A 13,342-nucleotide genomic window follows, 5' to 3' on the forward strand; every position below is an offset into this window, starting at 1 on the left:
GGAACGTCACAAGGTGGATGAGCATCGGGCTCGCCCTTCTCGGCGACTGATCGGCACAGGTTTCCTGATCCTGGGAATCGCGCTGGCCGTGATGGCCGCCCGGAGCCGGTTCGTGATCGTGACGGTCACGGGGGAGAGCATGGCTCCCACCTTCCGGCGGGGAGATCGGGTCATCGTACGGCGGGTGCGCCCGTCAGTCCTACGGCCCGGTCAGGTCGTGGTGTTCCAGCGGCAGGGCCCCGGCGGGCACTGGGGCACGGCGCCGCTGTCGACCCGGGCCGCCGCGCGTCAGCCGTGGTACATCAAGCGGATCGCCGCCGTCGCGGCCGACCCGGTCCCTGACCTGGTGGCCGCCACCGTCGGGGAATCGTTCGTTCCGGAGGGCAAACTGGTCGTCCTCGGAGACTCGGACCAGAGCAGCGACTCCCGTAGCTGGGGGTTCGTCCCGGCCGACCGCGTTCTGGGAATCGTGGTGCGCCGGTTACGGCCGCGACAGTGAGGCGTCCGGTTCGCCCGCGCGGTCACGCCGGTAGGCGGCGGCCTGGAGGGTGAACAGCCGGGCGTACTCGCCGCCGACGTCCATGAGCTGGGCGTGCGTACCCTGCTGGATGATGCGGCCCTCGTTCAGGACGACGATCTGGTCGGCGTCGAGCACCGCGCTCAACCGGTGCGAGATGAGCAGACTGGTACGACCGGTCCGGTGCCGGCGCAGCGCCTCGTGCAGCGCGTGCTCGGCCTCCGCGTCCAGGCCGGAGCTCGGCTCGTCGAGAATGAGCAGGTCGCGCCGGTCGCGCAGGTACGCCCTGGCGAGCGCGATCCGCTGCCACTGCCCACCGGACAGCAGGACCCCCGTCGCCGGGTCGTCGTGCGCGTGGTCGACGAAGATCCGGCTGAGCATCGTGTCGTACCCCTGGGGCAACCGGGACACAACCTCGTCGACCCCGGCGTGCGAGGCCGCCCGCCTGATCCGCTCCTGGTCGGTGAGCGCCCGCAGATCGCCCACGGCGATGTTCTCCCCGGCGGTGAGCTCGTAGGCGACGTAGTCCTGGAAGACCGCCGAGATGCGGCGGCGCAGGTCGGCCGGGTCGAAGTCGCGCAGGTCCACGCCGTCCCAGCGGATGGCACCGCGCTGCGGGTCATAGAACCGGCACAGCAACTTGACCAGGGTCGACTTGCCCGCGCCGTTGAGCCCGACCAGGGCGACGGACCTTCCGGCCGGGATCTTCAGGTTCACCCCCCGGAGTACCCAGGGATGGGATTCGTCGTAGCGGAACCAGACGTCGTCGAACTCGATACAGCGGCCCAGATCCGGGACCGGCTCGGGGTCGGGCGGCACCGGCAGGTCCGGCTGGGCCCGCACCACCGCGAGATAGTGGCCGAACAGCAGCAGCGCCTGGAAGATCCCCGCGACATGCCCCACCAGCGCGCCGAAAGCGGCCTGCAGGCCCGCGACCGCCGCGATGGAGACCGCCACGTCGCCGACCGACAGGTGGCCGGAGACCGCGCCGGTCACGGCCCAGATCAGGCCGAACGCGGTGACCATGGCGCCGAGCAGGGACAGGAGTCCCTGGACGGCCAGGGTACGGCGGTCCAGCGCGCGTTCGGCGTCGTTGGTCGACCGCAGCTCCGTCAGCAGGCGCTGCCGGAGAAACGAGCCGAGACCGAACAGCCGTACTTCCTTGGCAGTGCTCACATCGGTCAACAGCCCGGCGTAGAACAGCTGCCGCCGGATGTTGGGATTGATCGTCCACACCAGCTGGGCGTGTCGGCGGCTCAGCGAGAACTGGGCGACGACCAGCGGGACGACGGCGACCAGCACCAGCGCGGTCACGACCGGGCTGAGCACGATGAGCGTGGCGACGAATCCGGCCGCGGTGACCGTCCCCTGCACGCACCTCAACATGGGGATGACGATCTGGCTCGACGCCGACTGGCTGGCCTGCTGGGCCAGCTGCAGCCGGTCGTGAAAGTGCGGGCTCTCGAAGGGGGCCAGGCCGGTGAACCGGTTGACCGCGGTGAACAGCCGGTCGCGGGCCCGTACGTTGACCGCCCGGCCGAGCTGGGCATCGACGTACTGCGAGACCTGCGGCAGCGTGCCGACCAGCAGCCCGGTCAGGCCGAGCCCCACGGCGAGGCCGATGACCTTGCCGGTGTCCAGTGTCCCCCTCGCGAGCTCGTCCAGCAGGAACTTGGTCAGCCACGCGGTCGTCACCGGCCAGATGCCGGCGGTGACGGCCAGCGCGAAGGAGGTCAACGTGGCCGGTGCGCCGGCTCGCCACACCAGCTCCCAGGCAGCCGCGGCCCGCCTGAGCAGTTCGCCGGTCACGCCATCGCAGGCGCCGCCAGGCCGGCTGCGGCGACGGTCCCGGCCTGGATGATTCCGTTCTCGTCCACCAGGTAGAAGGTGGGGAAGATGCGCGCGGAGAAGGCAGCGCCGACCGGTCCGTCCAGCTCCTCGCGGACCACGGTCGCGGTCCCGCGCAGGCTGTCGAGGAGCTCCAGGCCGTCGGGGGAGTCCGCGCCGACGACGACCGCCAGCACCCGGTCCGGCCGCTGGTCGGTTTCGCGCAGGTAGCGGAGGAACTCGGGGAGCTGCTCCTTGCAGGCCCGGCAGGTCGTCGAGAAGAACGCCAGCACCCCGGGCCGCAACTCCTGGCCGGTCATGACCTCACCGTCCAGGCCGGTGGCGGTGAAGTCGGGAACCGCCGTCCCGTCGGGGAGCAGGTCGGGGGTCGGCACCGAGATGGCGTCCAGCTTCAGGGTGTGCACCCGCAACCGGCGGATCACCGCGAGGGTCAGCACCAGGTCAAGGGCGCACAGCACTCCGACGAAGACGACAGCGGCCACGAGAAACGCCATGGGGATCCTCCAGTATCAGCGAGACGATTCGGGGAACGAAGCAGCGCGCCGATGTCCTCGAAGGCGAGGATCACCACGCTGAGCACGGCGGCGGCGGGGAGGCTGAGGGTGCGACGGGACAGGTGCCCCCGCGCGCTGCCGGTGGCCACGGCCCGCAGCGTCGGTTCCGCGGCAGGTGAACCGCGCTCAGCGGGGCGGCCTGGCCACCGGGACCAGATCTTGTGGCGCGGGAGAGAACGCCTCAGGGGCCGATCGACTGCGGACCTCGCCGGTCAGGCAGCGGCAGGCCAGGAGCGCGTACTCCGTGAGCCGGAACGGTCAGCAGCAGCAGTCGTGGCACAGTTGCTCGCAGCTGGTCGCCCAGTCGCAGGACCGGTAGTACGTGCAGCGGCTGGGGCTCCACTGGCGGCAGTAATAGCAGCACGATCCGACGCAACTGCGTAGGGTGCCCTGGCAGGGAGGGGCGGCCGCGGCCGAAGCCTTGGGCAGGAGCTGGTCGAGCATCCAGTTACCGAGTGAGTTGATTTTGTTGATCATTTGCTCTCCTCCGGAGATGGGCCTTGCTTCTACTGCGTCCTTCGCATGAATATGGGCCCTTTCTCAGCGGGCCGATGAGAATGGGCCTCTGATGCATTCCGGCATGCAACCGGAGGCATGATCGAACATCACCGGATCATCGTGGCATGGCAATGGCACGCATCCTTGACTGTCCGTGCCAGGTCGGTGTTCCGTCCGTGCCGAGGGCGCGGGCCTGGTCGGTTTCAGCCGCGCGGCGTGCTACCCGCTGCGACCGCGGACTCCTCAAGCCGTCCACTGACGAGCGTCGCCCTGCTCTATCCGGCCATCCGGCTGTCGATCGCCGGGGACGTTGAGCGGGTCGTGCATCCGCTTGGTGGGGAGGGCACCTGTCGCGTGCGATCATAGTGTTCAGGTATGAATGCGACGTTTTCCTTGGCTCCTGATCTCGGCCGCCACGATCATCCGTGGCGCTGTCTGTGGCTGACAGGTTGCCGTCCGCCTCAACCGCAGCCGGCTCAAGCAGGCTTGGCCGCCACGTCGCTCATCGTCGGAACTCGGCCATCGGCGTTGCCGCCTCTAGGCGTGCATGAGGGGGATCAGTGCAGACGCTTGTGAGTACCAACGACATGCCGCCCGCCGAGCGGTTCGACCGCTGGTCGGACCACCTGTGGAAAGTGATCGCGCCGATGCGGGTCCGCTGCGACGATCCGCAGACGTTTCAAGGGCACATCGCTGGAATGGATCTCGACACCGTCCAAATCTCGTCCGTGACGTCGACGCCGTGCGACGGCCGGCGTACCAGGCAGATGATCCGCCGGTCCGATCCGGAGAGGTTCCAGCTCGCGTTCGACCAGTACGGCAGCACCACCATCTCGCAGGACCGCCGGACGGCGCAGGCCAGGCCGATGGACCTCGTACTCTTCCACACCTCACGGCCGAGTGAGGCGGCGACTTTCGACGTCGGCACCCGCGGCATCATGGTGGTATTCCCGGGGGACTTGCTGCCGCTTCCGTCGCGGAAACTGGAGCGGCTGACCGCCACGGTGCTGCCCGGAGGGGGCAGGGTGGGCAGGCTGCTCACCGGTTTCCTGTCCAGCCTGGTCGCCGGCGGCCCGGCGTACGGGCCGGCCGACCGGATGCGACTCGGCGTTGTCGTGGCCGATCTGATGACGGCGCTGCTCGCCCACCACCTTGACGCGGAAGACAATCTGCCGAGGGAGGTCAGGGAGCGGAGCCTGCTCCTGCGAGTGCGCGCCTTCATCCAGCAGCACCTGGCCGATCACGACCTCTCACCGGCCACCGTCGCGGCCGCCCACGGTCTCTCGGTGCGTTCACTCCACCGGCTGTTCGCGGAAGAGAACGCCGGCGTCGCGGCGTTCATCCGTGCCGAGCGACTGGCACGCTGCCGACGCGATCTCGCCGACCCGGCCCGCGAGGGCGTGCCGATCCATGCTGTCGCCGCACGCTGGGGGTTTTTCGAGTCCGCGAGTTTCACCCGTGCCTTCCGTGCCGCCTTCGGTGTCACCCCCCAGGAATTCCGGCGCGCGGCGGCCCAGGGCCGGCTACCTGAAGACGGCGCCCGACCTGTCGGCACGCGACAGGACTCATCAGCGGACCATCCACCGCTGGCCCCAGTAAGTGCCGCAGACGTACTGCCGCAGCGCAGCAACCAGGAGCTGACCAGAGCCAACCGGGACCTGACCAAGGACCTGGCCGTCGCCCGCGCCCAGGCGGAAGCCGCCGAACAGGCCGCGGCCACCGCCGAAGCCGCCGCCGGCCAAGCACGCGCCGAGCTGGATCGCGAGCGTGAGCAGCACGCCGGCGAGGCCGACCGGCTGCGCCAAGAATTGGACCGGGCCCGCACTGAGCTGGCCCAGGCCCGCGAACGGCACACGGCGGAGACCGACCGGCTGCGTGAGGACCTGGCCGCCGTACGGGAGCAACTCGGCGACGTGCGCGGGCGGCTCACCGCCGCCCAGGCGGAGGCGAGGACCGTCCGGCAGCAGTCCGCAGGCACGCTACCGGCGACTACACCGTCGCCGAACTGATGGGGGGTGTTCTCCGCTGGCCGCGCCACCGTCTACCGGGTCCTTGAGCGGGCGACAGGCGTCGAAGAAAGCACGCTGATCCGCTGGAACCCGTGGTGGCGGACAACGGCCTCGGGAAGCGGACAGACACCTCGTTCAGCCGTCGAGTGCGGCGAGTGCGCGGCGCGTGACATGGGGCGGGGCTGCCGCGATGACCCTGTCGAGTGCGCCCAGGGACGTCTGCAGGTCTGCGATCGACTGTGTGATCCTTTCTCGTTCCCGGTGAAGGTCGCCGAGCAGGTCTGAGCAGGTGGGGATCAGCCGGTCGCCGTCATCGCGCAGGCAAGGGAGGATCGTGGCGATTGCGGAGGTGTTCAAGCCGGCGGCCAGGAGGCTACGGATACGGCGGACGGTGTCGATGTCCGCGTCGCTGTATTCCCGGTAACCACTGGGGAGCCGCTCGGGATGAAGCAGGCCCTGCTCCTCGTAGTAGCGCAACAGGCGCTCGTGAACGCCGGTCCGCCGTAACAGTTCGCCGATGCGCATATCCCCTCCTGGTCTGCCCTGAGGAAGTCGCTGACACGACTTGACTCTCACATCCATGTGAGACTTTAGCGTCCTCACCATGAGTAGGACTTTCGTGACGCTCGCTGCCCTATGTGTGAGCGTCTTCGTCGTCGGGACGTCGGAATACTTGATCTCCGGGCTGCTGCCCCAGGTCGGAGCAGACCTGAAGGTATCCGTGGGCATGGCCGGGCAAGCGGTCACCGTCTACGCGCTCGGAGTTGTGGTCGGTGGGCCCCTCGTGGCCGCACTCACCGCCGGGATGCCGCGTAAGGGGCTGGCGCTCGGTCTGATGCTGGTGTTCGCGGCGGGCAGCGCGATCAGCGCTCTGGCCCCCTCCTACGAACTGCTGCTGGTAGGGCGCCTGGTCTCGTCGTTCAGCCACGCCGCTTTCCTCGCCCTGGCGCTGGTGATGGCGACCAGTGTGGTGCCGACGGACAAGACCGGCACGGCGATCGCCACGGTCGCCTCCGGCTTCACCGTGGCGACCCTGCTCGGTGTGCCTTTGGGTGCGCTGCTGGGGGAGAGCGCCGGATGGCGCGCCCCGTTCGCCGTACTGACCGCACTGGCGTTGGCAGGGGTCGCGCTGCTCGCGGTCGTCCTGCCCGAACAGCCGGCCCCGGCCACGCGGCTGCAGGACGAGGTCCGCGTGGTGACCCGCCGCCCGGTCCTGCTGGCCATCGCCACCACCGCGGTCGGATTCTCCGGCGTCGCCATGGTGTTCACCTACATCGCCCCGCTGCTGACGCGCGTGTCGGGCTTCTCCTCCACGGCGGTCTCGGGGCTCTTGCTCACGTACGGAGCAGGCGGCTTTCTCGGCAACCTCCTCGCCGGCCGACTGGCCGACAAGTCCATGAGCGCCACTGTACGCGGCGTCTTCGGCGGGCTGACCGGTGTGCTCCTCCTCATTCCGTTCGCCGTCGTCTGGCAGCCTTCCGCAGTGGCGGCGGTCCTGGTGCTCGGCCTGCTTGCCACCGCCACCATCGCGCCGCTGCAGGGGCTGATCCTGCGCCACGCGGGCGATGCGCCCACGCTGGCCGTCTCAGCCAATGTCGGCGCCTTCAACCTCGGCGCAGCCACCGGCTCGGCCATCGGCGGCGTCATCGTCTCGGCAGGTGCCTTGCGCTGGACCGGCCTGGCCGGCGCGGTGCTGAGCCTGGCGGGCCTGGCCCTGACCTACCTCGTCCTGCCCCGCACGTCCTCGGCCACGCGGCCGGCCGACGACGACGTCCCGGCCGCCGGCTGACTCGCCACCGGTCGCTCCACGAAGGACGCCACGCCGGTCCGGATGTCCTGACCGTCCGAGAGGTTCCCGAACCTGTTCCTGAGGCCGGCGAGGTCCTCATCCGTTCGACGGCCAGCAGCCTGAACCCGCGCCTCCAACTACGCCGAGGCGATGGCCCACCTGTCGTGACGGCCGGCGCCTCCCGGCCGGACATCCAGCTGACCGGCGGCCCGGCCGCGTTCGTCCTCAGCGGGCAGGAGATGCCGGGCCGGCCGATGTCGACGATGAACGCCACGCAGTTGCGACCCCGCAGCCCGCTACATCGCTCGACCTTATCTGTCGGCGGGCGCCGTTCTCTCGCCGATCACCTCCGTGCCTGGGGCGGCACCTGCTACCACCCGGTGCGCACCTGCGCCATGGGCTCCGACGACGCGGTCGTGGTGGACCCCGAGTTGCCGGTGCGGGCGTGACGGGGCTGCGGGTGGTGGACGCCTCGGTGATGCCGACGATCATCAGCGGCAACACCAACGCCCCCACGATCATGATCGCTGAGAAGGCCGCCGCCTTGCCATGCCAGCCGGGCCGGCGTGGTCATCGGCGGTTCCGACCTTGCAGACAGGCCCTCACCCAGGACGCGGGAGCAATATCGATATGTTGATGCCTTTTTGCGCTTTACGTGTTGTTTGTCTGGTTGACCAAGTGATGGTGTGAAGGAATTCGCCCGCGCCGAGACTCGGAGCGGGCCGGTCAGGACGGGGACGAGGAGAAGTCGGCAGGGGCGCTTGATGGGAGGCAAAGCGGAGGACAACGCCTCCAGTGTCGTGTTGGTGGGTGTCTTCGATGTTGCTCCGGCGGGGGTGGCCGTAACCAGCGGGCCGGATCACCGGCTCGTCTACGTCAATGACGCCTACCGGGCCATCTTCGGCGAGCGTACGCTCGGCGTGCCCTTCCGTGAGGCGTTCGGCGATCTACTCCAGCGCGGTTACTTCTACCAGCTCGATCGCGTGTATACGACCGGGGAGTCGCTCTCCCTGCGGGAGATGCCCTTCCAACTGGGCGACGGCGTCCGCGAGCGCTACGCCTCCATCAGCATTTCGAAGGTCCCGTTGAGCGACGGTGTGCAGGGCATCCTCATGGTCGTCGCGGAGGTCACCAGCAACGTCGACTCCGCCCGCATGATCGACGAGTCGATCGCCGTGAGCCGGCACCGGTTCCTCCAGCGCTACCAGAGCCTCCTGCAGATCGAGACCGACGTCGTGTGGGTGATGGACCCCGCCGGTCAGGCGATCGAGCCGAGCCCCGGCTGGCAGCGGATGACCGGCCAGTCCTGGGACGAGTTTCGTAACGACGGCTGGCTGCAGGCCGTGCACCCCGACGACCGGGACGGGATCAGGCGGTTGTGGGACACGGTGAGACGCACGAGGGACTACTTCGACAGCGCCTACCGGCTGCGGATGGCTGACGGAACCTACCGGCACGTCCGCACTCGAGGCGCACCGGTGATCGACTGCGGGGAACTGATCGAGTGGGTCGGCACCTGCTCCGACGTCGAACAGGAATGGCAGCAGGAACGGCGCACCAGGCTCCTCGACCAGGCCGCCGCCGCCACCGCCAACATGGCCGACCTCGACGAGGTGCTGACCATGCTGACCAGCGTGATCGTGCCCAAGGTGGTCGACGGATGCGGGATCTACCTCGTCCCCGATTACGAGGGACGGCCGCCCTCCCCACTGGTCGTCGAGCGGATCGTGAGCATCGTGCGGGAGGACCTGCCGCGGGCACCCGAACCTGGCACGGTCGTCCTGGACGGACGGGGTTGTGCCTTCGCCCAGGCGGTCCGCACCCGGCGCCCGGTGCGCCGGGTCTTCCCAGCCGGCGACCCGCCGCCCGGCATGGCTCCGCCCGGGGCCGAGGAATGGTTCGCCGCCAGCGGCGCCAACAGCGTGGCCATGGTGCCGGTGATCGTCGACGATTCCGTGGCCGCCGTCCTCGAAGCGGTGATCTGCGGCGACCGGGAGCCCATTGGCCAGGCCGACGTGGAGCTGCTGAATCAGCTGATCGAGCACGCGCACGCACATCTCAGCAACGCCATGCGGTTCCAGCGCACCCAGCGCGTCGCCCTCGCCCTGCAACACAGCCTGCTCCCCGACCCGCCCCAGGTGCCCGGCCTGGAGATCACCGTCCGCTACCGGCCCGGCACCACGGCGGCCGAGATCGGCGGCGACTGGTACGACTGTTTCCTCCTGCCCGGCGGCGCGGCCATCCTCACCATCGGCGACGTCGCCGGGCACGAACTGGCCGCCGCAGTGACCATGAGCCAGATCCGCAACATGCTCAGAGGGCTCGCCATGGACCGCGACGAGCCGCCCGGCGACATCCTGCGCCGTCTCAACGTGGCCACAGAATCGCTGTCCGGCGAGGTCACGGCCACCTGCGTGCTCGCCCGCCTGGAATCATCCGCGCACGGCGACTGGCGGCTCACCTACTCCGTGGCCGGGCATCCACCGCCCCTGCTGGTCACCCGCGAGGGCGCGGCCCGCTATCTCGAAGGCGCCGTGGAGCCTCCGCTCGGCATCGCCTCCGATCAGCCTCGCGCCAGCGCGGTGGCGTCCCTGCCCCCGGACAGCACCCTGCTCCTCTACACCGACGGCCTGATCAAGCACCCTGGCGAGCACCTCGACCATGGCCTGACCCGCCTTCTGGGCAACGTCGCCCCGCTGGCCCGCGAACCCCTCGACGTCCTGTGCGACCAACTCCTCGCCCAGATGAACACAACGAGGAAGGACGACATCGCGATGATCGCACTACGGCAACCCGACAGCCTCATGCGACCCGCAACCTGATCAGCCCCAACGGCAGGCGCAAGGCTCACAACCCCTCCCTCGCCAGCGTCCACCGCGCCCCCGCAACTATGAGGCGGCTCGGTCAGGTGCGCTCCAGGACGACCACGGGGATCTGCCTGCGGCTCCTGGCCTCATAGGTCCGGTAGAGCGGCGCGAGCTCGACCATCATGCGCCAGAGCCGCTCCCGCTCCGGCCCTTCGGCGGTACGGGCTCGGGCGATGAACCGCTCGCCGAGGATCTGCACGCCGACCTCCGGGTTGGCCACCACGTTGAGGTACCACGCGGGGTGCGTGCGAGTCACGGCCGAGCCGGACGCGATCAGGACATAGCGGTCGTCGTCCTCGCCGAAGAACAGCCCTGTACGCAGCCACCGGCCCGACTTCCTGCCCTTGACGGTGAGGACGAGGTTGGTCACGCCTCCTTCCAGGTAGCCGTCACGGCCGTTCGTGGCCAGATAGCGGCGAACGTGCTCGGCGACCGAGGGATCAGGGCTGTCGGCGACGTCGTCCCACATCAGTGCTCTCCCGCACCTGACGTCTTGGGTACGGAGGGCGGAGCCGCGTGCCGTTGAGCGGTGGAGGGTCGAGAAATCATCTGAGCGCCTTTTCCGTTTCTGGTCCGGCGCGTGCAGGGTGATGCGAAGGTCTGCGTCCGTCCCGCGGTGAGGAAGAACGAACTGGCCTCGGCTGTAAGTGAGCCGGGGCCTGAGTCGGGGAATGCGTGCGTGTGGTGCGCCCGTTCCGACCGACACACACAGAGTGCGGGCCTGGACTCGCGGTTTTCTGTCGGTCCGCTTTCGGCGCGCTGACACACCGGGCAATGACCACGCGACCGTACGGCGAGTCCACGGGTGTTGGGTCCGCTTGCCGCCTGGCCGGCAGACGGTGGTGCCGGGGGGTCTTCGCCGACCGGGCCGCGCGCCTGCTCGGTGCGGCGTCCGCAGCCCGTGCCTCGGTGGGCGCGCCGCTGCCAGCGGCCGAGCGCGGTGACGTGGACCGGAGCACCCCAGCGCTGCGGGCGGGCGGGCTGCGAAGCCGGGCTCGGGCGGGCGGGCTGCGAAGCCGGGCTCGGGCGGGCGGGCTGCGAAGCCGGGCTCGAACTGGGCACCGCCCTGAGCCTGGGGACCGACGCGGAGTTGTTCGACGCGTCGGTCGTCGTCAGATGAGCGGGCCGACGAGGGTGGCGAACTCCTCAGGGTCGACGATCCGCACGCCCAGGCTCTCCGCCTTGGTCCGCTTGGAGCCTGCCTTCTCGCCCGCCACCAGCAGCGACGTCTTCGCCGAGATGCTGGAGGACGCCTTACCTCCCGCGCGCTCGATCAGCTCGTTCATCTGGTTACGGGTCAGCGCCTCCAGAGCGCCGCTCATGGCGCCGGTCACCACGACGGTCATCCCGGCCAGCGGCAGCTCGGAGGTGTCATCTTCCGCCGCCGCGACGCCGGGGTCGGCGGCCGGCGTCCACCCCGGCTCCGTCATGGTGACGCCGGCCTTGACCAGCTTGTCGATAAGGCCGGCGAGCTCGATCAGCTCGGCCACCACCACCGGGGCCTTCTCCGGGCCCATGCCCTCCACCGCCTGGATCGCCTCGGCGTCGGCCTCGCGGATGGCCTGCATGCTGCCGAAGTGCCGGGCGATGCGGCGGCTCATGGACCGGCCGGTGCCACGCACGCCCAGCGCGCAGAACACCCGGCTGAGCGGCTGGCCCTTGGCCCGCTCGAAGGCGGCCAGCAGGTTGTCGGTGCTGGTCTCGCCCATCCGCTCCAGACCCAGGATCTGCTCGCGGGTCAGGAAGAACAGGTCGGCGAAGTCGGCGATCAATCCCGCGTCCAGCAACTGCTGGATGCGGTTTTCCGCCAGGCCCTCAATGTCGAGCTGGTCGCGGCCGACGGCGTAGCCGATGGAGGCGATCGCCCGGCAGGCGCGCCCGCGCACGCACCGCCACCGCTCCTGGGAGGTGTCGATCGCGTCACCGCAGGACGGGCAGGCCTGCGGGATCTCGATCGGCTTCTCGTCGCCGGTGCGCAGCGCCACGACCGGGGCCTCGACCCGGGGGATCACGTCGCCGGCCTTGTAGACGACCACGCTGTCGCCCAGCATCAGTCCCCGGCGGCGGATGTCGGCGGCGTTGTGCAGGGTGGCGTAGGTGACGGTGGTGCCGTCAAGCTCGACCGGCTCCAGCACCGCGCGCGGGGCGATGATGCCGGTGCGGCCGGTGTTCCACTCCACGCTCAGCAGCTTGGTGATCCTCTCGGTGGCGGGCAGCTTGTAGGCGACCGCCCAGCGCGGCGCCCGCGAGCTGAACCCGGCCTCCGCCTGGTCGGCCGCCAGATCGCACTTGATCACGATGCCGTCGATGCCGAACGGCAGCTCGGGACGGGCCGCCGCGATCTCCTCGACCCGCTCCTGCACCCGCTCCAGGGACTCGGCCACCATCCCCGCCACCGGCGTCGCGGCGGTCGTCTGCACGGTCTGCGCCGCCATCCACTCCATGACCTCGCTGTGTGGCAGCTGGCGCAGCCGCACAGCCAGCTCGGAGTCGTCGTCCGGCGGCGGCAGCACCCCGTAACCGAAGAAGGTCAGCTCGCACACATAGGGACGGTCCTGCGCGCGCAGCGTGCCCGCGGCGGCGCTGCGCGGGTTGGCGAACGTGGTGCCGTCGTGCGCCTGCCGCTTGGCGCACGCGTCCTCGAACTGGGCGGCCGTCATCATGACCTCTCCGCGCAGCTCCACCGTGACCGGGTCGGCCAGCCGGTCGGGCAGGCCGACGACGGTGCCGATGGCGTGCGAGACGTCCTCGCCCGCGATGCCGTCGCCGCGCGTGACGAGCTGCGTCAGGCGGCCGTGCCTGTAGCGGGCCGAGATCGCCAGCCCGTCGAGCTTGGGCTCCACGCTCCACGCCGTGACCGCCCGGCCGAGCCTGCGCTCCAGCCCAGCCGCCCAGTCGGCCAGGTCCTTGGCGCCGAACACGTTGTCCAGGCTGAGCATGGGCACGGTGTGCGGCACGTCCCCCACCACGGCCCCGCCGGCCACCTTGCCGGTGGGCGAGGACGGCAGCACCGACTCGGGGTGTGCCTCCTCGTAGGCCTGGATGCCGCGGACCAGCTGGTCGTAGGCCTCGTCGTCGAGCGCCGAGGTGGCGTCGGTGTAGTAGGCCGCGGCGGAGTCCACGGCCAGTTGCACGGCTTCGGCGTAGGCCGCGTCGTCGGCCAGCTCGGTGTGAGGGAGTGCGTCGCTCATGGCTTCATCATGCAGGTCGCCACCGACAATTGCGCCCCGCGAACCGGCCTCGGGCCGCAAGGGTGCGAG

Annotated in this window: 11 protein-coding genes and 1 pseudogene; 6 read left to right on the top strand and 6 right to left on the bottom strand. The window is 70.0% G+C overall.

The window, feature by feature from the left end:
- The first annotated feature begins 13 nt into the window (after nt 1-13).
- Nucleotides 14-499: a S26 family signal peptidase gene (locus BLS95_RS12240; protein ID WP_218135722.1), complete on the top strand. Its 486-nt coding sequence runs from the start codon at nt 14-16 to the stop codon at nt 497-499.
- Here BLS95_RS12240 and BLS95_RS12245 read toward each other — a convergent pair.
- The 3 genes from BLS95_RS12245 to BLS95_RS54050 all read right to left on the bottom strand — a co-directional run bounded on the left by BLS95_RS12245 (nt 482) and on the right by BLS95_RS54050 (nt 3,396).
- Nucleotides 482-2,326, bottom strand: a complete 1,845-nt coding sequence (locus tag BLS95_RS12245; protein WP_090931075.1) for an ABC transporter ATP-binding protein — start codon at nt 2,324-2,326, stop codon at nt 482-484. The genes BLS95_RS12240 and BLS95_RS12245 overlap by 18 nt on opposite strands.
- Complete coding sequence (locus tag BLS95_RS12250) at nt 2,323-2,859, bottom strand: TlpA disulfide reductase family protein (RefSeq protein WP_090931076.1); 537 nt, start codon at nt 2,857-2,859, stop codon at nt 2,323-2,325. The genes BLS95_RS12245 and BLS95_RS12250 overlap by 4 nt, the downstream gene beginning before the upstream one ends.
- A gap of 318 nt (nt 2,860-3,177) precedes the next feature.
- Nucleotides 3,178-3,396, bottom strand: coding sequence for a hypothetical protein (locus tag BLS95_RS54050; RefSeq protein ID WP_143043678.1), 219 nt, complete (start codon nt 3,394-3,396; stop codon nt 3,178-3,180).
- 593 nt (nt 3,397-3,989) lie between these two features.
- On the opposite strand from BLS95_RS54050, the gene BLS95_RS12255 reads away from it, so the two are divergent.
- A complete protein-coding gene (locus BLS95_RS12255; RefSeq protein ID WP_090931077.1) occupies nt 3,990-5,426 on the top strand; it encodes an AraC-like ligand-binding domain-containing protein in 1,437 nt (478 codons plus the stop codon).
- Nucleotides 5,427-5,561: 135 nt separating this feature from the next.
- Here BLS95_RS12255 and BLS95_RS12260 read toward each other — a convergent pair whose 3' ends face one another.
- Nucleotides 5,562-5,951, bottom strand: coding sequence for a MerR family transcriptional regulator (locus tag BLS95_RS12260; protein ID WP_090931078.1), 390 nt, complete (start codon nt 5,949-5,951; stop codon nt 5,562-5,564).
- 79 nt (nt 5,952-6,030) lie between these two features.
- Between BLS95_RS12260 and BLS95_RS12265 the strand changes: the two genes are divergently transcribed.
- The 3 genes and pseudogenes from BLS95_RS12265 (at nt 6,031) to BLS95_RS12275 (ending at nt 10,037) form a co-directional block, all read left to right on the top strand.
- Nucleotides 6,031-7,215: an MFS transporter gene (locus tag BLS95_RS12265; protein ID WP_090931079.1), complete on the top strand. Its 1,185-nt coding sequence runs from the start codon at nt 6,031-6,033 to the stop codon at nt 7,213-7,215.
- Nucleotides 7,216-7,580: 365 nt separating this feature from the next.
- Nucleotides 7,581-7,852: pseudogene (locus BLS95_RS57765) on the top strand (GMC oxidoreductase); the annotation flags it as partial.
- Between the two features lie 127 nt (nt 7,853-7,979).
- Entirely contained in the window at nt 7,980-10,037 is a 2,058-nt protein-coding gene (locus BLS95_RS12275; RefSeq protein WP_090931080.1) for a SpoIIE family protein phosphatase, read from the top strand.
- A gap of 82 nt (nt 10,038-10,119) precedes the next feature.
- Here BLS95_RS12275 and BLS95_RS12280 read toward each other — a convergent pair whose 3' ends face one another.
- Nucleotides 10,120-10,551 carry a nitroreductase family deazaflavin-dependent oxidoreductase gene (locus BLS95_RS12280; protein WP_090931081.1) on the bottom strand — a complete coding sequence of 144 codons (432 nt, stop codon included), beginning with the start codon at nt 10,549-10,551 and terminating at the stop codon, nt 10,120-10,122.
- Nucleotides 10,552-11,022: 471 nt separating this feature from the next.
- Between BLS95_RS12280 and BLS95_RS55585 the strand changes: the two genes are divergently transcribed.
- Nucleotides 11,023-11,202: a hypothetical protein gene (locus tag BLS95_RS55585; protein ID WP_218135723.1), complete on the top strand. Its 180-nt coding sequence runs from the start codon at nt 11,023-11,025 to the stop codon at nt 11,200-11,202.
- On the opposite strand, the gene ligA is transcribed toward BLS95_RS55585, so the two are convergent.
- The gene (gene ligA / locus BLS95_RS12290; protein ID WP_090931083.1) at nt 11,195-13,273 is read right to left on the bottom strand and encodes an NAD-dependent DNA ligase LigA; all 2,079 of its coding nucleotides are present in this window, start codon (nt 13,271-13,273) and stop codon (nt 11,195-11,197) included. The two genes, BLS95_RS55585 and ligA, sit on opposite strands and share 8 nt — an antisense overlap.
- Between the last annotated feature and the right edge of the window lie 69 nt (nt 13,274-13,342).

The organism is Nonomuraea jiangxiensis, assembly GCF_900099965.1.
Lineage (GTDB): Bacteria > Actinomycetota > Actinomycetes > Streptosporangiales > Streptosporangiaceae > Nonomuraea > Nonomuraea jiangxiensis.